We start from the raw sequence: 19,211 nt of genomic DNA on the forward strand, positions 1-19,211 counted from the left end.
GCCCTAGCCGGTAACCTCGGCATGATGCGCGGCGCCGTTCGCCGCCCCTTCCGGGGAAATGCCTTCAGCCGCAGGATATGCCCCCGTGAAACGCATCAGACGCCTTAGGGGAATTGCGACCCTTTCGGCCGACCCGTGGTCAGCCAGCGCCAGATGGACGACATTATCGCGGCCCAATGCCACAGACAGAGCCGCGCGGTCCAGTGGCAAGCGCTCTCCCGTCAGCCCCGAACCTTCGGCATCCATGCCGACACGATAGGCCTGGTCGAGCTTTCTGCAGCCATCGTCGCTCGCATCGGCAGCATGGCCGAGCCAGGCGACAGCCCCGCCCCGCGCCTGCTGCGCGATGCGGTCAGAACCCAATATAAGCTTTCCCGACCGCATTTCGAGGCCGAGGCGCTGAAGAAATGCGCGCGTCAGTGCATCCTGCGCCATCGCGCCCAGATCTTCGGGAAGCGAGAGCTTGGCGCCCTTGAAGGCACGCGCCAGCGCGCCGCGCAACCTGCCCGAGGCAATCGCCTCGTCCAGTTCGGCACGGGTCACACCGATCCACGCCCCCCGGCCCGGTGCACGGGCCAGCGCGTCGGGCAGAACCTGCCCGTCGGGAGAAATCGCCAGACGCAGGAATTCGTCACGCGAGCCGTTCTGGCCGGTGAGAACGCACTTGCGTTCGGGAGTCGCCTCCTCCGTCCCGGCCGCGCGGTTGCGCGGCGGGCGGAGTGCGGAACTGTCGGAACCTAGCGGCTCATTGCGGGGTGTCCGCATCGGCGGCCTCCCCATTGTCAGCAACCGGTTCTTCGTCTTCGAACCAGTGTGCGCGGGCAGCCATGATGATCTCGTTGCCCTGCTCTTCGGTCAGGCCATATTCGCCAAGCACGCCCGCCTTGTCCTCGGTGCGGGCATTGCGGCGCGCCGGCGGACCGTCACCACGGCGACGCGGTTCGTTGCGCTTCTTGGCAATGAGTTCATCGGTGGCCAGATCGGCCAGATCGTCCAGCGTCTTGATCCCGGCCTTGCCGAGCGTGACCAGCATCGCTTCGGTAAGGTTCGGAATTTCGGCCAGCGCATCTTCCACGCCCAGGGCGCGGCGTTCCTGACGGGCAGCCTCTTCCTGGCGATCGAGCGCTTCGCGGGCGCGGTTCTGGAGTTCTTCGGCCAGTTCTTCGTCGAAGCCTTCGATCGAAGCCAGCTCGTCCATCCCCACATAGGCGACTTCTTCCAGCTCGGCGAAGCCTTCGGCCACGAGCAGCTGCGACAGCGTCTCGTCCACGTCCAGCTCTTCCTCGAACATCTTGGAACGCTCGGAGAATTCCTTCTGGCGCTTCTCCGAAGCCTCGGCCTCGGTCATGATGTCGATCTGGCTGCCGGTCAGCTGGCTGGCAAGGCGCACGTTCTGGCCGCGGCGGCCGATGGCCAGCGAAAGCTGGTCGTCCGGCACCACAACTTCGATGCGGCTTTCTTCCTCGTCGATCACCACGCGGCTGACGGTGGCGGGCTGGAGGGCATTGACCACGAAAGTCGCGGTGTCCTCGCTCCAGGGGATGATGTCGATCTTTTCGCCCTGCAGTTCCTGCACCACGGCCTGAACGCGGCTGCCCTTCATGCCGACGCAGGCGCCGACCGGGTCAATCGAGCTGTCGCGGCTAATCACGCCGATCTTGGCGCGCGAACCCGGATCGCGGGCAGCGGCCTTGATCTCGATGATGCTATCGTAGATTTCGGGCACTTCCTGCGCGAAGAGCTTCTTCATGAACTCCGGATGCGCGCGGGAAAGGAAGATCTGCGGGCCGCGGCTGTTGCGTTCCACCTTCAGGATCAGCGCCCGCACGCGCTCGCCCACGCGGGCGGCTTCGCGGGGGATCTGCTGATCGCGGCGGATCACGCCTTCGGCGCGGCCGAGATTGACGATCACATGGCCGAATTCGACCGACTTGATCACGCCGGTGATCACTTCGCCCGCACGGTCCTTGAATTCTTCGTACTGGCGTTCACGCTCGGCATCGCGGACCTTCTGGAAGATCACCTGCTTGGCGCTCTGCGCGTCGATACGGCCAAGATCGACCGGCGGCAGCGGATCGACGATGAAGTCACCCAGGCCGGCATTCTTGTCCAGCTTCTGGGCCTGCTTGAGATCGACCTGCTTGAAATAGTCTTCCACTTCCTCGACCACTTCCACGACGCGCCACAGGCGCAGGTCGCCGGTCTTGGGATCGAGCTTCGCACGAATATCGTTCTCGGCGCCGTAACGGGCACGGGCAGCCTTCTGGATCGCTTCTTCCATCGCCTCGATGACGATCGCCTTGTCGATCATCTTCTCGCTGGCAACGGAGTTCGCAATCGCGAGCAGCTCTGCCTTGTTGGCGGAAATCGCACTGGCCATTGGTATCAGCCTTCCTCTTCTTCGAGAAATTCTTCTGCGCCTTCATCCACTTCCTCAGCGCCGGAAGTGTCGAGCGGACGGGTTGCGGCAATCAGCCTGTCGGTAAGCACAAGCTTTGCCGAATGAATGAGTTCCAGCGGGAATTGCACCCGCCCTACCTTGGCATCGTCCACGGTGACGACATCGCCTTCGATCCCGGCAAGATCGCCCTTCACGGTCTTGCGCGGCTTGCCATCGTCGCCGGTAATCGTTTCGGCCAGGGCGACGCGCACTTCGTGGCCGGCCCAGTTCGCGAAATCCTTCGGACGGGTCAGCGGGCGGTCGATGCCGGGCGAGCTGACTTCGAGGCGATAGGCCCCTTCCACCAGCACTTCGCCCGCCTCTTCCAATTCGTCCATCCGGTCGGAAATACGGCGCGAAAGTTCCGCGCATTGTTCGATCACCAGCTGCCCGGTCGCCGGGTCTTCCGCCATGATCTGCAGCGCAGGTTCCCCCTCGCCCGCTTCGGCGCCGATCATCTTCACGCGCACAAGGTCAAACCCCAGGGCATTCGCCTCAGGTTCGATCACTTCAGTAAGGCGCGCAATATCGGCCATGCAGACTCCGGTAGACGGACAGTGGGAAACGCGCTTCGGGCCGGCCCCCTGCGGCGCCAGCATCCAAACCGTGAATCACAATGTCGGGATGGGCTGCAATTAGGCGTGTGGCGAACAAAATGCAAGGGAAAGTGACGAGGCCCCGCATAGCGCCGAGTCGCGCTTGACGCTGGCAGGTTTGACTGCTTGCACAAGCACAGGCTGCCCTTCTGCGAACTGGAGCGACGAATGCAAATTCCCGAGGACATCTTCACCGAACAGGAAGATGTGGACCCCGATACGCTGGCCAATCTCGGCCCGTTGCGGCGCTTCGCGGGGATCTGGGAAGGCAATCGCGGCACGGACATCGCACCCAAGGCGGAAGGCCCGGACGAGAGCGAATATTACGAACGCATCGTGATGCAGCCGATCGATCCCCAGTCGAACGGCCCGCAGCTGCTCTATGGCCTGCGCTATCACCTGCACGTCAACACGCCGGACGAGGACATCACGTTCCACGATCAGGTGGGCTACTGGCTATGGGAACCTGCCACCGGCCTCATCATGCAATCGCTGGCGATCCCGCGCGGGCAAGTGGCGCTGGCATCGGGCCACGCCGGGCCGGACGATACGAAATTGAAGCTGGCCGCATCGCGCGGCACCACCGAATACGGCATTGCCTCCACCTTCTTCCTCGAACAGGCCTTCCGCACCGATTCCTACTCGATCGAAGTGGAATTTCACGAGGACGGCAGCTGGAGCTATGTGCAGGACACTGTGCTGACCGTGCGCGGCCAGACCGAACCCTTCCACCATCGCGACAACAATCGCCTGACCAAGGTGGGCGAAGTGGACATGAACCCCTGGCTCAGGATCGTACGGGAACAGGGCGCGGGCTGAGGCCCGCCTGCCCTTACCCTTTCAATCCTCCGCCTCGTCCAGGCCTGAAAGCTGGCCCGCATAGGCAATATCGCCCTGAACCACGGACCACATGGCCTTGTTGTCCACCGTGACCACCATCAGTTCGACCGGCAAATATCGGCTTGCGAATGCGTGAATCTCGGTCGGATAGGGATCGAGCAGATGCGTCACCACTAGCGCCGTCGGCTCCATCGGTTTCCCGTTTTCATCCTTCGCATTCCTGTATTGCACCTCAAAACAGGAATTGAGGAAACGCCGCGAATGGATGGCTTTGCCCTGCGCATCGACGTCGACCCGGTAATGGCCACCCAAAGGATAGGAATCGTTCGTGACGGGCGGGGTCATCACATAGACCGACACGATATTGTTCTCATCGGGCGGCAGTGTCAGCGTGTTGGGCTGCTGATCCGAACAGAAGCCGTAGGATTTGGCGATCACTTCATCGATTGCCACCGCGCGCGCATCGGCAAGGCGCTTCGCCAGAGGTGACAGCGCGACCCTGTCGGCTTTCGCCAGTATGCCGCCGGAAACGACCTTGCCCTTATCGACATCATATCGGGCAAACTCTGTCAGTTCGCCATCTACCTCGCCGTAGAACACAGCCTCGAGCCGATCGCCCTGGCCCGGAACCACAACATATCCGCGCAATTGCTTCTGCGGCAGCTTGCCCATGTCCGGCAGGAAGCTGTCTGTCGCAAGCCAGGCTGCCTGATCGTAAAGATACATCTGCAGGCCAAGCTTCTCGGCCCGCGCCGTCTCAGCGGCATAGGGCACTTCCGCCTCAGCCGGTGACGGTGCAATGTCTTCCGCTGCTGCCGGCACCTGAAGCGCACAGACAGTAACGGCGCCGAGAATCGCCTTCCAATGCATAGATCCCCCTTTCCTGCAGCGGACTATGCTGCCAGATTCAGTGTGCCGCCAGCACCAACCGAACCATCCTTGTCCCGCAGCGATTGACTTGCCGCCGCACCGGTGACAGCCTTAGCCCATGCACGGACACTTCTTCCGACATCTGGGTGGTCAACTCCTCGCGGGCATGTAGCCCCGGGTCCGGTGCGCACACGCCCCGCGCCCGGGGCGAACTTCCAAGACCGAACGCGGCACCAGGCCGCATCGTTTCCTGTCCGGAGGTGCCAGCACCATGACAAATACCAAGGCCTCGCGCAGGCCGCCCATTCACATGATCGACAATGAGGCCGAAAGCCTCGCCAATCTCGCCATCGGCAATAGCGAGCGTTTCCCGGAAGCCAGCGAGCTGCTGCTGCGCGAGATCGACCGCGCCAGCCTTCACCCAGCCGGGAAGGTTCCGGCAGGCGTGGTGACAATGAACTCAACCGTGGAATTCGCGGACGGCACCCATGAAGGCGGCCATACGATCCAGCTCGTCTATCCCGGCCAGGCGGATATTGCTGCGGGCAAGCTCTCCGTCCTCACCCCGGTGGGCGCCGGTCTGATCGGGCTGGCCGAAGGGCAGTCGATCATCTGGCCCGCCCGCAATGGCAGCGAGCGCGTGCTGACCATCCGCAAGGTAGCCCAGCCAGCCTGATCCCTATTGAACAAGCCCGTGCTTGCGGATGCAGTGGCGAAGCTGATCGTAGGTTAGCCCGAGCGCCTTGGCCGTCTGCCGCTGGTTCCAGCGGTAGCGGCCCAGTGCGTGTTCGAGGATCGCCTTCTCATGCGCGTCCACCGCCGCGCGCAGATCGGTTACCTGATCGTGCTCGGGCGCCTTGAGCATAGCCTCGGGCGCCTTGTGCACAATCTCGGTGCCCTTGTGCACCCGTTCGCCCACCGGTTTCCAAGGGCTGTCGAACGGATCGAACTGCACGTGGCCGATCGGTTCGTCCCAATCGTCCCAGCGATAAACGGCCCGTTCCACCACATTGCGCAATTCGCGGACATTGCCGGGCCAGACATAATCGTCGAGCTGTCGCTGGACATGCGGGGCATAGCCCGGCCAGGCTTCCCACCCCAGTTCAGCAGCCATACGGCGGCCGAAATACTCGGCCAGAACAGCAATATCCCCTTCCCGCACACGCAGCGGCGGAAGGGTGATGACCTCGAAACTCAGCCGGTCGAGCAGGTCGGACCGGAAGCGGCCTTCCTTCGCCATGCGCGGCAGATCCTCGTTCGTGGCCGCCACGATGCGCACATCCACCCGGATCGGGCGGGAGGAACCGATGCGGGTCACCTCGCCATATTCCACCGCGCGCAGCAGGCGCTCCTGCGCGCCCATGGACAATGTCGCCAGTTCGTCGAGAAACAGCGTGCCCCGGTCGGCTTCCTCGAACCTTCCCTCGCGCGCCCTGGTAGCGCCAGTGAAAGCTCCTGCCTCATGGCCGAACAGTTCGGCCTCGATCAGGGTTTCAGGCAGCGCCGCGCAGTTCATCGTAACCAGCGGTTCTTCCCAGCGGTTGGACAGGCGATGGAGGCGTTCGGCGATCAGTTCCTTACCCGTCCCGCGCTCGCCGATGACGAGCACCGGGCGGCGCATGGGCGCGGCGCGGCTGGCGCGCTCCACCGCATCGAGAAAGGCCCCGGATTGCCCGATGAACTGGTTGCCCCGATCCATGCGCCAGCAAATAGCGCATTTTCCCAACAGGTGGCAATATTTCCCAACACCAATTCCTACCCCAAACGCAAATTTGCCCGATTTCCGCCCTCCGCGCGATTTGGCACGCCCCTTGCTAATTCCGTGGCATGATTTCTGGAGGGAACCGATCCATGTTTGACCGCCAATTTTTCAGCAGCAAGCTGGGCAAGGCCGCGATCATCAGTCTGGCCGCCATGCTGGCCTTCAACATACTTGCGCTCAGCCAGCAGCTGCAGGCGGCACCCGTGCCGCTGGCGCTGGCCACGCAGGTCGTGGAGCTGGCGTGAGCAAGGCGGACGACACTCCGCTCGGCCCGATCGGGGCAGAGCGCCGGGCAATCCGGATGGACGGGACACAGCCCAGCCGTTCCGGCAACCGCGCTCCCGCCCTCAGCGGGGAAGAGCCGCGTCGCGTTCGCCTCGCTTCCGAGGTAGAGCGGCTGCGGCACAAAGCTGACCCGACTTCCCGTAATGCAACTTTTGGTGGAGTTCCCTGGATGGGCATTTTCTCTCGTACCCGCGACATCATCGCCGCCAATTTCAGCGATCTGCTGGATCAGGCCGAAGACCCGGCCAAGATGATCCGCATGATCATTCTGGAAATGGAGGAAACGCTGGTGGAAGTTCGCGCCAGTGCGGCGCGCACAATTGCGGACCAGAAGGAAATGCACCGTCACACGATGAAGCTGGAACGGCTTCAGGCGGATTGGGGCGAAAAGGCCCAGCTTGCCCTGTCCAAGGCCCGCGAAGACCTGGCGCGTGCAGCGCTGGTCGAAAAGCGCAAGGCAGGCGACATGGCCGAACAGCTCAGGGCGGAAATCACCGTGCTGGACGATGCCCTGCGCGCCTATGAGGATGACATCCAGAAACTGCAGAACCGCCTGCGCGAAGCCCGCAGCCGCCAGAGCCAGATCGCAGCGCGGCTGGAAAGCGCGGAAAACCGCGTGAAGCTGCGCACCCTGCTCGCCACCGAACGGGTGGACGAGGCAATGGCCCGCTTCGACCAGTTGGAGCGCCGGGTGGATTATGCCGAAGGCCGCGCCGATGCGCTGCGGATTGCCGAAGGCGGCCAGCCGAGCCTGGCCGACGAGATCAACGCCCTCGCCGGATCGGACAAGATCGACGAGGAACTGGAAGAAATGAAGCGTGCGCTCGGCATGGGCGACGAAAGCAAGGGGGGCTAAGCTATGGATGACGCACTTATTCCGATGGTTGCCATCCTGGGCCTGTTCGTCGGCCTTCCCTGGATCATCCTTCACTACATCACCAAGTGGAAGACCGCGGCGACGATCACCACCGACGATGAAGTCCTGCTGGAGGAACTCTACCAGCTCGCCCGTCGCCTGGATGAGCGCATGGACACGGTCGAGCGGCTCGTCGCATCCGACCATTCGGACTTCAAACCCGCACGCATTCACCACGATCTGGAAGTGGACAACCAGCGCCTGCGCGAACTCGATCGCATGCTGGCTGAAAAGGGAGACCGCAAGTGAATAGCCCCCGCACAATGCTTTACCGCGACACGCAGAATGGCAAAGTCTTCGGCGTCTGCGCAGGTATTGCAGACTATACCGGCGTCAACGTCCTGTGGATCAGGCTGGCTACTGTCGCACTGACGGTGATGGGCGTGGGCTTCATCCCGCTGGCCTATTTCGCATTGGCCATGTTCGTCCAGAAGAAGCCGGCAGACCTTTATGTGGACCGGGACGAGCAGAAATACTGGCAGCGTGTGCGCCAGTCGCCCAAGCGCACCGCGCGCGAAATCCGCGCCCGTTTCCGCGACATCGACCGGCGTCTGGCCGAGGTGGAAAGCTATTACGTCTCCAGCAATCCGCGCCTTTCCGCGGAAATCGAAAACCTGCGCTGAGACGCGAAGGACCAAGAGGGGGGAATTATGTTGGACGCAGGCACTCTGGCCCTGATGATTCCGATTCTGGGCATGTCCATTCCAATCATCGCGATCTGGACGAAGCACCAGCAGAAGATCGCGGAAATGCAGGCCAATTCCATGGCAGGCGCCTCGGCGGAACGCGCCGCGCAATATGCCGGCCAGATCAGGGATCTGGAGGAGCGCGTGCGCGTGCTGGAGCGGATCGTGACCGACAATGGCTATGACATTGCCAGCCAGATCGAGGCCCTGCGCGACACGCACAAGGTGGAACTGCCGGCAAGCAACCGCGAAAAGGAGCGCATCTGATGAGCGCGCAAGATTTCCTGCCCTATCTCGGCTGGATCGTCGGCGGCGCCTTCGTGGTCAGCCTGGCGGGCATTTGGGGCTGGATGCACACCACCAAGCTGCGCATCCAGCACGGCTATCCGCTGGAAGGCATGTGGGGCCAGTCGCTGAAGCCGGAACTCAATTCCGAAGCGATGCAGCGCGTGCGCCTGCTAACCCAGGAAAACGCCTCGCTGCGCGCCGAGCTGGCCTCCGTGAAGGATCGCATGGCCGTGGTGGAGCGGATCGTGACCGACAAGGGCTTCGACCTGGCCCGGCAGATCGAAAGCCTGCGCGAGCCTGAACCGGCGCCGTTGCCGGACGCCACCCGCGAAAAATCCGTGAACTGAACGCCGCGAAAAGGGGAGTTCGATACATGCAATACGGTGCCGAATTCGTGCTTGCGATCATCGCCATGGCGATGCTGGCCGGAGTAGTGAAAAGCTGGATCCGCGCCCGGCATGGCGATGCGGGCCAGCGCGGCCCCTTCGGCCACCATGGCCGGAACCGCGGCCGCCGGGACGAGAGCGAGGAAGTGGAAGTGCTGCGCGCCGAAAACGCCCGCCTGATCGACCGGCTCGAAGCGTCGGAAGACCGGCTGGCAGTGCTCGAACGCATCGTGACCGACCGCAGCTACAATCTCGCCAGCGAGATCGAAGCCCTGCGCGACAACGACAGCAAGGCCCTTGGGCAGAGCAGGCCCCTGCGCGACCCGCAGGACCATTGAGGAGGATAAGATGGGATTCGGTACAGTCCTTGTCCTGATAGTGCTGATCTGCGCAATCGCCGGGACGATGTCCTCGCGCTACCGCGCCCAGGCCGGCATCGGGCAGGATTCGTCAGGCAATCAGTTCAGGCTCGGCCAGCAAAACGAAGCGCTGGAACGTGAAGTTGCGGAACTGCGCGAGCGGGTAAAGGTGCTCGAACGGATTGCCACCGACAGCCACACCGGATCGGGCCGCGATGCCCGAGCCATTGCCGCAGAGATCGAAAGCCTGCGCAGCCTTGAGGCTGCGCCGAAAGGAGATGCCTGATGCTGAGCCAGATCCTGAGCGACGATTTGCTGATCGCCTGCATCGCCTTGCTCGGCCTGGCGATCCTTTCCACCACCGCGCTGCGCGGCTGGCAGGGCTGGCTTGCGCTGAAAGGCAGGGAACTGGATGCCCGCCGCCCCCATGTCGAGATCGAAGGCCGGGCTGGCGAAGGCGCCGCCCGCATCGAACTGGCGGACCTGAAGGAACGCATCCGCAAGCTGGAAGCCATCGCATCGGGGGTGGACCTCTAGGACAGGATTGCTAGAGCCGCGCCCATGCGCAGCCTTGACGACATCCGCGAAGAATACGAATTCCTTGAGGGCGACGAACGCTATCGCCTGTTGATCGAACTCGGCCGCGAGCTGGAAGACATGCCCGATGCACTGAAAACCGATGCCACGCTGGTGCGCGGCTGTTCAGCCAAGGTCTGGGTCTATCCCACTCAGGCGGGCGAAGCATTGCACTTCCTGGCAGACAGCAACGCCGCGATCACCAAGGGCATTGTTGCGCTGGTGCTGAGCGCGGTGCAGGACAAGCCCGCATCGGAAGTGGCGGCGATGGACATCACGGCCGCGCTGGAACCGTTCGAGCTGAAAAAACAGCTCAGTTCCAACCGCACGCAGGGCGTGCCCAACATGATCGCACTGGTGAAAGAACACGCCGCCCGAATCGCTGCGGCGGGCTAACGACCTGGGCGGTGTGAGCAAATGCGGACCTGCATGAGCGTCTGATATCTGAGAGTACTGCCTGCGACCTAAATGACAGGAATGTTGTGGAGAACGGTCATTGAACATCAGGTGGAATAAAATATCACACGCCCAGCACGGATGATAATCTTCGCGCATGCATGTCGTAACAGTCACTCCGTTCGACCCGGGCTCAGATTCGGCAACGGTTGTCGTCAGTGACGGACGGCACAACTGCGAAGCCTTCTGTTATCCCTGTTCCTTTGAAGTGGGAGCGGAGATTACCGAGCCACTGCAACTTTTTGATTCGACCGTGTTTATGCTCACTTATCAAACGGTCCCTCAGCTTGAACATATCGGCCCACAGTATCAGCATCGAGGTGTGGCACTCGTAGTCGATAAGGAGCGAGGGCTTCTTGAGATCGGCGGCCTACGCCTTGAAGAGCCAGTCCCGTTGCCGGGAGGGATTGAGACAGGCAGCCTCGTCGAATTTGAATGCGCTCGCATCGATCTTCGGTGAGCGGAGGGTCCGCAATGCTGTCGTTTCCGGAAAGGCGACTTTCGGCAAGGTTGGGATGAATGGCTGACCATCTTAACCCGTCATCCTGAACTTGTTTCAGGATCCATTTCTCCGGATCGCACGGCGGTTCGTGCGGACGGATGGATGCTGAAACAAGTTCAGCATGACGATCGTGCAAACGTTTGCAATGTTGCCGTGTCCAGAATGACAGCTATTGGCGCCTAAGCCCCGGAAACGGCCAACTGAAAAGCGGCCGTTGAAGCTTAAGCTGGACTTTGCCTACGCCGCTTAAGCCCCCGCGCTGTCGCGCACCACGGCGACGCCCGCCTCGCGCTGGCGCTTCAGTTCGGCCTTCAGCTGTGCCGGATCGCGCGCCACCAGGAAGCCGAAGCTGACCCCACCTTCCTTGCCCACGGTCGCGTGGTGGAGGTTGTGGGCCTGCACCAGTCGCTTGAGATAGCCGCTGCGCGGAACATAGCGAAAATAGCGCTGATGAACGAGGCCATCATGTACCAGCGTGTAGATGATCCCGTAGACCAGCACGCCCAGCCCGATCCAGGTGCCAGGCCACCACGCATCTGCGCCCATCACCCAGGGGCTGCCCACGGCGAACATCGAAATGCTCAGCGCGGCGCCGACGATGGCGTAGAGATCGTTCTTCTCCAGCAGGTTTTCGTGCGGCTCGTGGTGGTCACGGTGCCAGCCCCAGCCCCAGCCATGCATGATATATTTATGGCTGCCCCAGGCCACGCCTTCCATGGCAGCGGCGGTAGCGATCACGATAAGCAGGGGAAGAAGCGCATCCATCGCGCTACCTTATAGTTCAATCCTTCGGCTGGAAAAAGAACCGGCGAATTTCTTCACCGATCCGCGCAGGCCGCAGCGTTTCAGCATCGATGCAGCACCAGCAGGACTGCACTTCGGCCAGCACTTCCTCCCCCCGCTCGATGATCGTGTGATAAAAGGCGCGGGCGCCATGCACCTGTTCCAGCACGGTGCGGGCAATCACCTCGTCATCGAGGAAAGCGGGTTTGCGATAGGTAATCTCGTGCTTCAGTGCGACCCAAAGGCGCGAGGCAGCGGTATCCGCCGGAGCCAGCTTCTTCCAGTGCGAGAGCACGGCATCCTGCACCCAGCTGAGATAGCGGGCGTTATTCACGTGGCCCATGAAGTCGATATCGCTGGGCAGGATCGTGATCGGGAACTTGTACGGAGCTGCTGACATAGGTGTAAGTTACATCTCCTTTAGGGACGTTTCAATGACTCCCACCGCCGCAGTGCAACAAAGACATTTTGTTACAATTCGCCGCAATGCTGCGACCGTCCGTATCTCTGGTATTCATCTAATTGGCCATATTTCTGAACACACGGAACAAGCCGTGAAGTTTTGAACTAGCGAAGGATGAAAGCCATGAACCGTCTCGCCAAGCTGATTGCCCCTGCCATCGCAGCCTCGCTGGTGCTGGGCGCCGCCGTCCCCGCCTCTGCTGCAAGCTGGCAGGGCCGCGACAGCTACCGCCAGGAAATCGCCCAGCTCGACCGCCAGATCGACCGGGCGCAGGAACGCCGCCTGATCTCGCAGCGCGAGGCCGACCGCCTCGAACGCAAGGTCGACCAGCTGCAGAATCTGCATGCGCGCTATGCCAAGAACGGTCTGACCCGGACTGAAGAGCGGATCCTCGACCAGCGGATCGACAGCGTGAAGCGCCAGATCGCCGCCGAAGTGGCCGACCGTGACCGCGCCCCTCAGGGCCGCCCCGGTGACCATCGCCGGTGACCATCAAGGCCCGGCTTGAGCCCGGCCAACTTTTCCTCCCTTGTCTTGCGGGGCCGGCGAGCCTAGGTCGCCCGCCATGGCCAGCCGACCCCGCACCCTTTACGAGAAGATCTGGGACGCTCACGAAGTTGAGCGCCGTGAAGACGGCACTAGCATCCTGTTCATCGACCGCCACCTCGTCCACGAGGTGACCAGCCCGCAGGCATTCGAGGCGCTTCGCCTCAGCGGCCGCAAGGTCCGCCGCCCGGAGCTGACACTGGCGGTCCCCGATCACAATCTGCCGACCACCGCCCGCGTTGACGCAGCGGGCAAGCGCATTCCCATCGCGGATGCCGAAAGCGCCCAGCAGCTCGCCGCGCTGGAAAAGAACGCGCCTGAATTCGGCGTGCGCTATATCGGGCCGACGGACATCAATCAGGGCATCGTGCATGTGGTGGGGCCGGAAACGGCCTTCTCCCTACCCGGCGCCACCATCGTCTGCGGCGACAGCCACACCTCCTGCCATGGCGGTATCGGCGCGCTGGCCTTCGGCATCGGCACCAGCGAGGTCGAGCATGTGCTGGCCACGCAGACGCTGCTGCTCAAGCAGTCGAAGACGATGGAAATCCGCGTCGAGGGCGAATTGCTGCCCGGCGTGACCGCCAAGGATCTGATCCTGCACATCATCGGCGTGATCGGCACGGCCGGCGGCACCGGCCATGTGATCGAATATCGCGGCAAGGCTTTCGAGGACATGTCAATCGAAAGCCGCCTGACGGTGTGCAACATGTCGATCGAAGGCGGTGCCCGCGCCGGCCTCGTCGCGCCTGACGAGAAGACCTTCGCCTATCTCAAGGGCCGCCAATATGCACCCAAGGGCGAAGACTGGGATCGTGCCGTGGCGTGGTGGGCCAGCCTGCGCACCGATGAAGGCGCGACCTTCGACAAAAGCGTGGTGATCGACGCAGCCGATGTGCAGCCCACCGTTACATGGGGCACCAGCCCGGAAGACACCGTCGCCATCGGCGGCGTGGTTCCGGCGCCGGAAAGCTTTGCCGATCCTTCCAAGCAGAAGGCCGCACAGGCCAGCCTTGACTATATGGGGCTGGAGCCGGGCCAGAAGATGACGGACATCGAAGTCCAGAACATCTTCATCGGTTCGTGCACCAACAGCCGGATCGAGGATCTGCGCGCCGCCGCCAAGGTTCTGAAGGGCCGCAAGAAGGCCGACAACGTCAAATGGGCTATTGTCGTGCCCGGCTCCGGCCTGGTGAAGCATCAGGCCGAGGAAGAGGGTCTGGACAAGATCTTCATCGAAGCGGGCCTGGAATGGCGCGAACCGGGCTGTTCGGCCTGCCTCGGCATGAACCCGGACAAGGTGCCCGCAGGCGAGCGCTGCGCCAGCACCAGCAACCGCAACTTCGTAGGCCGTCAGGGCCCCGGCGCGCGCACGCACCTCGTCAGCCCGGCAATGGCGGCCGCCGCCGCCGTCACCGGCCGCCTTACCGATGTGAGGGAGCTGGTGGATTGACCGCAAGCGCGGCCTACCCCATCTTTCTGCCATGACCGACAACACACCGAAGAGCGAGAAGTCGAAGAACCGGGCTGCCAAGTCCGATTCCGGCATGGGCGTGGGCACAAAGGCTGCCATTGCGGGCGCGGCAATCGGGATCGGTTCCGCCGCCGTCGCCGCCGCAGTGATGTTCGCCAACCGCCGCAAGCATAAGAACAAGCCCGAACAATTGCCGCCCATTCCCTCGGGCGAGCCTCCGGAGACCGATTGATGGAACCCGTGCGCCAGGTTGAAGGCCGCGCCTATCCTTTCGGGATGAAGAATGTCGATACCGACATCATCATTCCCGCCCACTGGCTGAAGACGATCAGCCGCGAGGGCCTCGGCCGCGGCGCTTTCGAAGCGCTGCGCAAGGACCCCGCCAATGTCTTCGACCGGGAAGACGTCAAAGGCGCACCGATCATTGTGGCGGGCGACAATTTCGGCTGCGGATCGAGCCGCGAACATGCCGCATGGGCCTTGCTGGACATGGGTGTGAAGGCCGTGATCGCCCCTAGCTTTTCCGACATCTTTTCCGGCAACGCCTTCAAGAACGGCATTCTTACCGTCGTCCTTCCGCAAGAAGCGATCGACCGGCTGATGGAAGTGGCCGAGACCGATCCGATCTCGATCGACCTCGAGCATCAGACGGTGACGACCCCGTTCCAGGACCGTTTCAATTTCGAGATCGACCCGTTCCGCAAGCATTGCCTGCTGGAAGGGCTGGACGAAGTGGGCATGACTCTGGCCCGCAGCGACACGATTTCGGCCTATGAGGCGCGTCAGGCAAAAGACATGCCCTGGTTCGCCAAGGGAACCGGCCTTGCGGCGTAAGCACGCCGCGCGTTATCTGATTTCAGCTTTGTTTCGAGGGATTCTCTAGATGACCGATTTCCAGGACCGCGAGCGCGCTGAAGAGCGCAAATATGCAATGGACGAGGAAACCGCTTTCCGCGTGGCCGCGCGCAGCAACAAGCTGCTGGGCCTGTGGGCTGCGGCCAAGATGGGGCTGACCCCGGAAGAGACCGAAGCCTATGCCAAGTCGGTCGTGCAGGCCGATTTCGAAGAAGCCGGCCATGAGGACGTGATCCGCAAGGTTCTGGGCGATCTGGTTGGCGCCGGCATCGACATCGACGAGGCAGGCGTGCGCGCCGCGCTCGATGAGAAGACCGTCGAAGCCCGCCGCCAGCTGATGGGCGAAGTCTGACCTATGGCGATGGCGGCTGACGATATTGCGGCGCTGATCAGGGCCGCCCTGCCCGATGCGTCGGTGGAAATCACCGACCTTGCTGGCGATGGCGATCATTATTCGGCACGTGTGGTTTCGTCCGCCTTCACGGGCAAAAGCCGCGTGCAGCAGCACAAGCTGGTCTACGAGGCATTGGGCGGTCGCATGGGCGGCGCGCTCCATGCCTTGCAACTGACCACCGCCGTTCCCAACTGACGGTCAGAACCAAACGAATTTTCCGGGATTACACCCATGTCCGATACCAATGCCCGCATTTCCGACATCGTGAATTCGAACGACGTCGTCCTGTTCATGAAGGGCACTCCGCTCTTCCCGCAATGTGGCTTTTCCAGCCGCGCGGTGGCGATCCTCGACCATCTCGGCGTGGCCTATGGCAGTGTGGACGTGCTGCAGGACATGGAAATTCGCCAGGGCATCAAGAGCTTTTCCGACTGGCCGACCATCCCCCAGCTCTACGTGAAGGGCGAATTCGTCGGCGGCAGCGACATCATGATGGAAATGTTCGAAGCTGGCGAACTGCAGCAGCTGATGCAGGACGCACAGGTCGCCAAGGCCGAATAATTCGAAGCTCCCCGGGCCTTGTGGTCCGGGGTTTTCTTCATTTCAGGCGCAATTGATGCATAAAGTCGCCGTGGGCTGGGCCTTCAGGCGCATTTCGTTGATCTCTCCGCCACAATTGGCGCAAGTGCCGTAAGTGCCATCTTCGATCCGCTGCAACGCCGCGCGGGTTGCCATGATCTCATTGCGCAGCACGGTATCCACACCCGCCAGTGCCTCGTCATCGGCCAGATCGATTGCCTGCTCTTCCGAATCCGCGTCCAGCGGGTGACGCAGGTCGTCCTCGATCTCTTCGGCACGCGCGGTAAGCTCGACAAGCCGCGCCTTGAGCGCCGTTTCCACTTCACTGTAATCGCTCATCCGTCCTGCTCCGATGTTGCTGCCTTCTCCAAGGCTGTCTGCCCGGCATTTCGGCCTGCGACATTGCGCCCAATCAAAAGCCAGCGTCAAGATTCCGACACGCATTTCGGCCATTCCGCCGAATTGTGTCGGCCTGCCTTACAGGCCCGAATTCCGTTAACCTGGTGCAAACCATCGTGATGGGCAAGAAAGCGAAACAGCTCAAAACTGGCACGGTGGTTGCAATATCAGGGACGTACCTGTTCTCCTGGTACTCCTAGTCTTCGAATAGAGGCGGGACCGTCCCTGTCCCCCAAACCTGGTCTCCCGGTCCCGCCTCTTGCTCGAAGGTTTCCCCGACCTGCTCCAGCCATCTCAGGCCCACTGAAATACGAGGCGCATGGCACTGCGCGGCCAGCGATCCCAATCCTTTCAGATGTAACCTGTGCCTGTTTGGAACGCCGTTTAATCAAACGCATAAATCTTCACGGAATGGGTTAAGGGCCGAGTCCCCCCGTTGAAATTGCACAGAGAATCCCCGTGTCCACCAGATCCAGACTGTTCCTCCTCGCCGGCGCTGCGGCGTTTGCCGTGTCCATTCCCGCCTTCGCATCCACGCCCACCGGCACGGACATCCTGAGCGAATGGAACCTTGTGGTGCTGGGCGATCTCGTCTCTTCCTCCGAAGTGGAAGGGCGCACTTTCGTGGGCGGCGATCTTTCCGGCAATTCCTCGAATTACAATATCTCGACCATTCCTGCCTCGACCAACGGCACGCCCGGCCTGACCGTGGTTGGTGACGTCAATGGCGGAACGAAGAACCTCAACAACGGCTCCGGCGCGATCGTTGGCGGCAACGTCAACAGCGGGTTCAATCTCAATGGCGCGACCCAGACGGTTCAGGTCGGCGGCACGATCAGCAACACGAATGTCAATCAGAACACCGTGACTTCGGGCCTTTCAGCATCCGACCCGGCATTCACCCAGAACCTGCAACAGGACAAGAGCCTGATCGCCACCAGCGTGACCAACCTCTCCTACGATCTGAGCACGCTTTCTCCGAACAGCGATTTCTCGATCCAGGGGAACAAGGGCGTGTTCACTGCCCAGCCCGATGCGGACGGCGTGGCCGTGTTCAATATCAGCTCAGCCGATCTCGACGCCATCGGCGAGATCCAGTTCGACCTTAACGGCGCACAAACCGCCATCGTGAACGTCAGCGGCACGAACATCACGCTGAATGACAACTTTCTCGGCGGAACGAACAATCTGGGCGAAAACGTCATCTGGAACTTCCCGGACGCCGAGAACCTCACCCTGACCACTGCCTTCGGCGGCTCGGTGCTGGCGCCCAAGGCGGATGCCCACACCTATAATTACATTCAGGGCTCGGCCGTCTTCGGCAGCCTCACCCAGGATGGCGAGATGCATGTGGGCACTTATAATGGCGGCTATCAATACGAACCGCCTTCATCGAGCAGTTCCGGCGGATCGTCGTCGGGCGGATCTTCCTCCGGCGGCACCGAAGTGCCGGAACCGGGAATGCTGGCCCTCTTCGCGGCAGGCCTCGCCGCACTGTTCTTTTGGCGCAGGCGGCGGGTGAAGGCAGCCTGAGGCTGCATCGGCAGGACAGGACCGGCCGCCACCTGATTCAACGCAACAAAAAGGGGCACCTCCACGGCGGAGGTGCCCCCTTTTTGGCGCGCCCGGCAGGACTCGAACCTGCAACTCCAAGCTTAGAAGGCTCGTGCTCTATCCAGTTGAACTACGGGCGCGTGGTGGTGCCCATAGAACATGGCGCCCCCCGGTGGGAACGCCTTTTTGGGTATCTATGCCCGGCGGTGTTTTCAGGTTAGCAATGCTGCATGAGCGAACACACCAGACGCATCGAAGGCCAAGCGGGCGGGCGCAGGCATTTCCGCTATCTCGACTATCTGATGGCCGCCTTCGTCGCCATCCTGCTGCTGTCGAACCTGATCGGCGCGTCCAAGCCCAGCTATGTCACTTTGCCGGGCGGCATGGAATGGTCGTTTGGCGCAGGAGTGCTGTTCTTCCCCGTGAGTTACATCATTGGCGACGTGCTGACCGAAGTTTACGGCTATGCCAATGCCAGGCGCGTAATCTGGACCGGCTTTGCCGCGCTCATTTTCATGGCCTTCATGGCGGCAGTGGTGGTCGCCCTGCCCCCGGCCGATGGCTGGCCGGGCCAGGAAGCCTATGAATTCGTGTTCGGCAACAGCTGGCGGATCGTTGCCGCCTCAATGTTCGCATTTTGGGCGGGCGAATTCGCCAACAGCTTCGTGCTGGCCAAGCTCAAACTGATCACCGGCGGCCGGTTCCTGTGGGTGCGCACCATTGGCTCCACTGTGGTCGGACAAGGGCTGGACAGCCTGATCTTCTATCCGCTGGCCTTTTACGGTCTGGCCGGCTGGCCGCCCGAACAGCTGATACAGGTCGTGCTGTCTCAATGGCTGATCAAGACCGCGTGGGAGGCTGCCCTTACGCCCGTGACCTATGCGGTGGTGGGCTTCCTCAAGCGGCGCGAAGGTGTGGATGTTTATGACAGCGACACCGACTTTTCGCCCTTCGCGAAGAATTCCTGATGCTGTGGGGGGCACGCATGCCCCCCGTCAGTCTGCAATGATCCCGATTGCGAGATAAATCAGCACCGGCGCGCCAAAGCCCAGCAGGGTTGCGGCGGCGAAGCCGATACGCACCAGCGTGGCGTCGATCCCCGCATAATTGCCGATCCCGCCGCAGACGCCCATCAGCTTGGCATTCGCCCGATCAAGATGGAACGCCTTCACGGACGATCCACCGCTCTTGCTGTCGAGCAT

30 protein-coding genes and 1 tRNA gene are annotated in these 19,211 nt (G+C 62.1%); 21 read left to right on the forward strand and 10 right to left on the reverse strand.

Annotated features, from left to right (window positions below; translation table 11 throughout):
• Nucleotides 1-3: 3 nt before the first annotated feature.
• The 3 genes from SZ64_RS17735 to rimP are packed head-to-tail and all read right to left on the reverse strand — an operon-like array spanning nucleotide 4 to nucleotide 2,976.
• Complete coding sequence (locus SZ64_RS17735; RefSeq protein WP_054531999.1) at nucleotides 4-765, reverse strand: DUF448 domain-containing protein; 762 nt, start codon at nucleotides 763-765, stop codon at nucleotides 4-6.
• Nucleotides 746-2,380: a transcription termination factor NusA gene (gene nusA / locus SZ64_RS17740; RefSeq protein WP_054531998.1), complete on the reverse strand. Its 1,635-nt coding sequence runs from the start codon at nucleotides 2,378-2,380 to the stop codon at nucleotides 746-748. Before nusA ends, SZ64_RS17735 begins: the two co-directional genes overlap by 20 nt.
• A gap of 5 nt (nucleotides 2,381-2,385) precedes the next feature.
• A complete protein-coding gene (gene rimP, locus SZ64_RS17745) occupies nucleotides 2,386-2,976 on the reverse strand; it encodes a ribosome maturation protein RimP (RefSeq protein ID WP_054531997.1) in 591 nt (196 codons plus the stop codon).
• 228 nt (nucleotides 2,977-3,204) lie between these two features.
• Between rimP and SZ64_RS17750 the strand changes: the two genes are divergently transcribed.
• Nucleotides 3,205-3,855 (forward strand): heme-binding beta-barrel domain-containing protein, encoded by a 651-nt coding sequence (locus SZ64_RS17750; RefSeq protein WP_054531996.1) that lies wholly within the window; start codon nucleotides 3,205-3,207, stop codon nucleotides 3,853-3,855.
• A 21-nt stretch (nucleotides 3,856-3,876) separates the two neighbouring features.
• Here SZ64_RS17750 and SZ64_RS17755 read toward each other — a convergent pair whose 3' ends face one another.
• The gene (locus SZ64_RS17755; protein ID WP_054531995.1) at nucleotides 3,877-4,746 is read right to left on the reverse strand and encodes a hypothetical protein; all 870 of its coding nucleotides are present in this window, start codon (nucleotides 4,744-4,746) and stop codon (nucleotides 3,877-3,879) included.
• 271 nt (nucleotides 4,747-5,017) lie between these two features.
• Between SZ64_RS17755 and rnk the strand changes: the two genes are divergently transcribed.
• Nucleotides 5,018-5,422, forward strand: a complete 405-nt coding sequence (gene rnk / locus SZ64_RS17760) for a nucleoside diphosphate kinase regulator (RefSeq protein WP_054531994.1) — start codon at nucleotides 5,018-5,020, stop codon at nucleotides 5,420-5,422.
• A 3-nt stretch (nucleotides 5,423-5,425) separates the two neighbouring features.
• Here rnk and pspF read toward each other — a convergent pair whose 3' ends face one another.
• Nucleotides 5,426-6,445, reverse strand: coding sequence for a phage shock protein operon transcriptional activator (gene pspF / locus SZ64_RS17765; protein ID WP_054531993.1), 1,020 nt, complete (start codon nucleotides 6,443-6,445; stop codon nucleotides 5,426-5,428).
• A gap of 152 nt (nucleotides 6,446-6,597) precedes the next feature.
• Between pspF and SZ64_RS18850 the strand changes: the two genes are divergently transcribed.
• The 10 genes from SZ64_RS18850 to SZ64_RS17810 all read left to right on the forward strand — a co-directional run bounded on the left by SZ64_RS18850 (nucleotide 6,598) and on the right by SZ64_RS17810 (nucleotide 10,400).
• Nucleotides 6,598-6,753 carry a hypothetical protein gene (locus tag SZ64_RS18850; RefSeq protein ID WP_193391539.1) on the forward strand — a complete coding sequence of 52 codons (156 nt, stop codon included), beginning with the start codon at nucleotides 6,598-6,600 and terminating at the stop codon, nucleotides 6,751-6,753.
• 209 nt (nucleotides 6,754-6,962) lie between these two features.
• Entirely contained in the window at nucleotides 6,963-7,649 is a 687-nt protein-coding gene (gene pspA, locus SZ64_RS17770; protein WP_054531992.1) for a phage shock protein PspA, read from the forward strand.
• A gap of 3 nt (nucleotides 7,650-7,652) precedes the next feature.
• Nucleotides 7,653-7,958 (forward strand): envelope stress response membrane protein PspB, encoded by a 306-nt coding sequence (pspB, locus tag SZ64_RS17775; protein ID WP_054531991.1) that lies wholly within the window; start codon nucleotides 7,653-7,655, stop codon nucleotides 7,956-7,958.
• Nucleotides 7,955-8,332, forward strand: coding sequence for an envelope stress response membrane protein PspC (gene pspC / locus SZ64_RS17780; protein WP_054531990.1), 378 nt, complete (start codon nucleotides 7,955-7,957; stop codon nucleotides 8,330-8,332). The genes pspB and pspC overlap by 4 nt, the downstream gene beginning before the upstream one ends.
• Nucleotides 8,333-8,359: 27 nt before the next feature.
• Complete coding sequence (locus SZ64_RS17785; protein WP_054531989.1) at nucleotides 8,360-8,662, forward strand: hypothetical protein; 303 nt, start codon at nucleotides 8,360-8,362, stop codon at nucleotides 8,660-8,662.
• The gene (locus SZ64_RS17790; RefSeq protein WP_054531988.1) at nucleotides 8,662-9,030 is read left to right on the forward strand and encodes a hypothetical protein; all 369 of its coding nucleotides are present in this window, start codon (nucleotides 8,662-8,664) and stop codon (nucleotides 9,028-9,030) included. Before SZ64_RS17785 ends, SZ64_RS17790 begins: the two co-directional genes overlap by 1 nt.
• A 26-nt stretch (nucleotides 9,031-9,056) precedes the next feature.
• Entirely contained in the window at nucleotides 9,057-9,407 is a 351-nt protein-coding gene (locus tag SZ64_RS17795; protein ID WP_054531987.1) for a hypothetical protein, read from the forward strand.
• Nucleotides 9,408-9,417: 10 nt separating this feature from the next.
• A complete protein-coding gene (locus SZ64_RS17800; RefSeq protein WP_054531986.1) occupies nucleotides 9,418-9,714 on the forward strand; it encodes a hypothetical protein in 297 nt (98 codons plus the stop codon).
• Nucleotides 9,714-9,965: a hypothetical protein gene (locus tag SZ64_RS17805; RefSeq protein ID WP_054531985.1), complete on the forward strand. Its 252-nt coding sequence runs from the start codon at nucleotides 9,714-9,716 to the stop codon at nucleotides 9,963-9,965. The genes SZ64_RS17800 and SZ64_RS17805 overlap by 1 nt, the downstream gene beginning before the upstream one ends.
• 24 nt (nucleotides 9,966-9,989) lie before the next feature.
• Nucleotides 9,990-10,400, forward strand: a complete 411-nt coding sequence (locus tag SZ64_RS17810) for a SufE family protein (protein ID WP_054531984.1) — start codon at nucleotides 9,990-9,992, stop codon at nucleotides 10,398-10,400.
• Between the two features lie 808 nt (nucleotides 10,401-11,208).
• Here SZ64_RS17810 and SZ64_RS17815 read toward each other — a convergent pair.
• Both SZ64_RS17815 and SZ64_RS17820 read right to left on the reverse strand, forming a co-directional pair.
• Nucleotides 11,209-11,727, reverse strand: a complete 519-nt coding sequence (locus SZ64_RS17815) for a sterol desaturase family protein (protein WP_054531983.1) — start codon at nucleotides 11,725-11,727, stop codon at nucleotides 11,209-11,211.
• A gap of 16 nt (nucleotides 11,728-11,743) precedes the next feature.
• Nucleotides 11,744-12,145 (reverse strand): thioesterase family protein, encoded by a 402-nt coding sequence (locus SZ64_RS17820; RefSeq protein ID WP_054531982.1) that lies wholly within the window; start codon nucleotides 12,143-12,145, stop codon nucleotides 11,744-11,746.
• Between the two features lie 186 nt (nucleotides 12,146-12,331).
• Here SZ64_RS17820 and SZ64_RS17825 point away from each other — a divergent pair, with 186 nt between their 5' ends.
• The 7 genes from SZ64_RS17825 (at nucleotide 12,332) to grxD (ending at nucleotide 16,038) form a co-directional block, all read left to right on the forward strand.
• Nucleotides 12,332-12,697 carry a hypothetical protein gene (locus SZ64_RS17825; protein WP_054531981.1) on the forward strand — a complete coding sequence of 122 codons (366 nt, stop codon included), beginning with the start codon at nucleotides 12,332-12,334 and terminating at the stop codon, nucleotides 12,695-12,697.
• A 76-nt stretch (nucleotides 12,698-12,773) separates the two neighbouring features.
• Complete coding sequence (leuC, locus tag SZ64_RS17830) at nucleotides 12,774-14,207, forward strand: 3-isopropylmalate dehydratase large subunit (RefSeq protein ID WP_054531980.1); 1,434 nt, start codon at nucleotides 12,774-12,776, stop codon at nucleotides 14,205-14,207.
• A gap of 31 nt (nucleotides 14,208-14,238) precedes the next feature.
• Nucleotides 14,239-14,460 carry an isopropylmalate isomerase gene (locus tag SZ64_RS17835; protein ID WP_347230273.1) on the forward strand — a complete coding sequence of 74 codons (222 nt, stop codon included), beginning with the start codon at nucleotides 14,239-14,241 and terminating at the stop codon, nucleotides 14,458-14,460.
• Nucleotides 14,460-15,062, forward strand: coding sequence for a 3-isopropylmalate dehydratase small subunit (gene leuD, locus SZ64_RS17840; protein WP_054531979.1), 603 nt, complete (start codon nucleotides 14,460-14,462; stop codon nucleotides 15,060-15,062). The genes SZ64_RS17835 and leuD overlap by 1 nt, the downstream gene beginning before the upstream one ends.
• A gap of 49 nt (nucleotides 15,063-15,111) precedes the next feature.
• Nucleotides 15,112-15,435 (forward strand): DUF1476 domain-containing protein, encoded by a 324-nt coding sequence (locus tag SZ64_RS17845; protein WP_054531978.1) that lies wholly within the window; start codon nucleotides 15,112-15,114, stop codon nucleotides 15,433-15,435.
• A gap of 3 nt (nucleotides 15,436-15,438) precedes the next feature.
• On the forward strand, nucleotides 15,439-15,672 hold the full coding sequence (locus tag SZ64_RS17850; protein ID WP_054531977.1) for a BolA family transcriptional regulator: 234 nt from the start codon (nucleotides 15,439-15,441) through the stop codon (nucleotides 15,670-15,672).
• 36 nt (nucleotides 15,673-15,708) lie between these two features.
• The gene (gene grxD, locus SZ64_RS17855) at nucleotides 15,709-16,038 is read left to right on the forward strand and encodes a Grx4 family monothiol glutaredoxin (protein ID WP_054531976.1); all 330 of its coding nucleotides are present in this window, start codon (nucleotides 15,709-15,711) and stop codon (nucleotides 16,036-16,038) included.
• A gap of 42 nt (nucleotides 16,039-16,080) precedes the next feature.
• Here grxD and SZ64_RS17860 read toward each other — a convergent pair whose 3' ends face one another.
• Entirely contained in the window at nucleotides 16,081-16,395 is a 315-nt protein-coding gene (locus SZ64_RS17860; protein ID WP_054531975.1) for a TraR/DksA C4-type zinc finger protein, read from the reverse strand.
• Between the two features lie 519 nt (nucleotides 16,396-16,914).
• Between SZ64_RS17860 and SZ64_RS17865 the strand changes: the two genes are divergently transcribed.
• The gene (locus tag SZ64_RS17865; RefSeq protein ID WP_241773079.1) at nucleotides 16,915-17,988 is read left to right on the forward strand and encodes a choice-of-anchor A family protein; all 1,074 of its coding nucleotides are present in this window, start codon (nucleotides 16,915-16,917) and stop codon (nucleotides 17,986-17,988) included.
• Between the two features lie 84 nt (nucleotides 17,989-18,072).
• On the opposite strand, the gene SZ64_RS17870 is transcribed toward SZ64_RS17865, so the two are convergent.
• Nucleotides 18,073-18,149 (reverse strand) — tRNA-Arg (locus SZ64_RS17870).
• A 90-nt stretch (nucleotides 18,150-18,239) separates the two neighbouring features.
• On the opposite strand from SZ64_RS17870, the gene SZ64_RS17875 reads away from it, so the two are divergent.
• Nucleotides 18,240-18,977: a queuosine precursor transporter gene (locus SZ64_RS17875; protein WP_054531974.1), complete on the forward strand. Its 738-nt coding sequence runs from the start codon at nucleotides 18,240-18,242 to the stop codon at nucleotides 18,975-18,977.
• A 27-nt stretch (nucleotides 18,978-19,004) separates the two neighbouring features.
• On the opposite strand, the gene SZ64_RS17880 is transcribed toward SZ64_RS17875, so the two are convergent.
• Nucleotides 19,005-19,211: a PspC domain-containing protein gene (locus tag SZ64_RS17880; RefSeq protein ID WP_054531973.1), complete on the reverse strand. Its 207-nt coding sequence runs from the start codon at nucleotides 19,209-19,211 to the stop codon at nucleotides 19,005-19,007.

The sequence above is a fragment of the Erythrobacter sp. SG61-1L genome (genome assembly GCF_001305965.1).
Taxonomy (GTDB): domain Bacteria; phylum Pseudomonadota; class Alphaproteobacteria; order Sphingomonadales; family Sphingomonadaceae; genus Andeanibacterium.

What these genes read in the sequence shown, in the direction of transcription:
- SZ64_RS17735 (WP_054531999.1), bottom strand. Translation starts at nt 765, where the DNA reads ATGCGGACACCCCGCAATGAGCCGCTAGGTTCCGACAGTTCCGCACTC.
- nusA (WP_054531998.1), bottom strand. Translation starts at nt 2,380, where the DNA reads ATGGCCAGTGCGATTTCCGCCAACAAGGCAGAGCTGCTCGCGATTGCG.
- rimP (WP_054531997.1), bottom strand. Translation starts at nt 2,976, where the DNA reads ATGGCCGATATTGCGCGCCTTACTGAAGTGATCGAACCTGAGGCGAAT.
- SZ64_RS17750 (WP_054531996.1), top strand. Translation starts at nt 3,205, where the DNA reads ATGCAAATTCCCGAGGACATCTTCACCGAACAGGAAGATGTGGACCCC.
- SZ64_RS17755 (WP_054531995.1), bottom strand. Translation starts at nt 4,746, where the DNA reads ATGCATTGGAAGGCGATTCTCGGCGCCGTTACTGTCTGTGCGCTTCAG.
- rnk (WP_054531994.1), top strand. Translation starts at nt 5,018, where the DNA reads ATGACAAATACCAAGGCCTCGCGCAGGCCGCCCATTCACATGATCGAC.
- pspF (WP_054531993.1), bottom strand. Translation starts at nt 6,445, where the DNA reads ATGGATCGGGGCAACCAGTTCATCGGGCAATCCGGGGCCTTTCTCGAT.
- SZ64_RS18850 (WP_193391539.1), top strand. Translation starts at nt 6,598, where the DNA reads ATGTTTGACCGCCAATTTTTCAGCAGCAAGCTGGGCAAGGCCGCGATC.
- pspA (WP_054531992.1), top strand. Translation starts at nt 6,963, where the DNA reads ATGGGCATTTTCTCTCGTACCCGCGACATCATCGCCGCCAATTTCAGC.
- pspB (WP_054531991.1), top strand. Translation starts at nt 7,653, where the DNA reads ATGGATGACGCACTTATTCCGATGGTTGCCATCCTGGGCCTGTTCGTC.
- SZ64_RS17785 (WP_054531989.1), top strand. Translation starts at nt 8,360, where the DNA reads ATGTTGGACGCAGGCACTCTGGCCCTGATGATTCCGATTCTGGGCATG.
- SZ64_RS17790 (WP_054531988.1), top strand. Translation starts at nt 8,662, where the DNA reads ATGAGCGCGCAAGATTTCCTGCCCTATCTCGGCTGGATCGTCGGCGGC.
- SZ64_RS17795 (WP_054531987.1), top strand. Translation starts at nt 9,057, where the DNA reads ATGCAATACGGTGCCGAATTCGTGCTTGCGATCATCGCCATGGCGATG.
- SZ64_RS17800 (WP_054531986.1), top strand. Translation starts at nt 9,418, where the DNA reads ATGGGATTCGGTACAGTCCTTGTCCTGATAGTGCTGATCTGCGCAATC.
- SZ64_RS17805 (WP_054531985.1), top strand. Translation starts at nt 9,714, where the DNA reads ATGCTGAGCCAGATCCTGAGCGACGATTTGCTGATCGCCTGCATCGCC.
- SZ64_RS17810 (WP_054531984.1), top strand. Translation starts at nt 9,990, where the DNA reads ATGCGCAGCCTTGACGACATCCGCGAAGAATACGAATTCCTTGAGGGC.
- SZ64_RS17815 (WP_054531983.1), bottom strand. Translation starts at nt 11,727, where the DNA reads ATGGATGCGCTTCTTCCCCTGCTTATCGTGATCGCTACCGCCGCTGCC.
- SZ64_RS17820 (WP_054531982.1), bottom strand. Translation starts at nt 12,145, where the DNA reads ATGTCAGCAGCTCCGTACAAGTTCCCGATCACGATCCTGCCCAGCGAT.
- SZ64_RS17825 (WP_054531981.1), top strand. Translation starts at nt 12,332, where the DNA reads ATGAACCGTCTCGCCAAGCTGATTGCCCCTGCCATCGCAGCCTCGCTG.
- leuC (WP_054531980.1), top strand. Translation starts at nt 12,774, where the DNA reads ATGGCCAGCCGACCCCGCACCCTTTACGAGAAGATCTGGGACGCTCAC.
- SZ64_RS17835 (WP_347230273.1), top strand. Translation starts at nt 14,239, where the DNA reads ATGACCGACAACACACCGAAGAGCGAGAAGTCGAAGAACCGGGCTGCC.
- leuD (WP_054531979.1), top strand. Translation starts at nt 14,460, where the DNA reads ATGGAACCCGTGCGCCAGGTTGAAGGCCGCGCCTATCCTTTCGGGATG.
- SZ64_RS17845 (WP_054531978.1), top strand. Translation starts at nt 15,112, where the DNA reads ATGACCGATTTCCAGGACCGCGAGCGCGCTGAAGAGCGCAAATATGCA.
- SZ64_RS17850 (WP_054531977.1), top strand. Translation starts at nt 15,439, where the DNA reads ATGGCGATGGCGGCTGACGATATTGCGGCGCTGATCAGGGCCGCCCTG.
- grxD (WP_054531976.1), top strand. Translation starts at nt 15,709, where the DNA reads ATGTCCGATACCAATGCCCGCATTTCCGACATCGTGAATTCGAACGAC.
- SZ64_RS17860 (WP_054531975.1), bottom strand. Translation starts at nt 16,395, where the DNA reads ATGAGCGATTACAGTGAAGTGGAAACGGCGCTCAAGGCGCGGCTTGTC.
- SZ64_RS17875 (WP_054531974.1), top strand. Translation starts at nt 18,240, where the DNA reads ATGAGCGAACACACCAGACGCATCGAAGGCCAAGCGGGCGGGCGCAGG.
- SZ64_RS17880 (WP_054531973.1), bottom strand. Translation starts at nt 19,211, where the DNA reads ATGCTCGACAGCAAGAGCGGTGGATCGTCCGTGAAGGCGTTCCATCTT.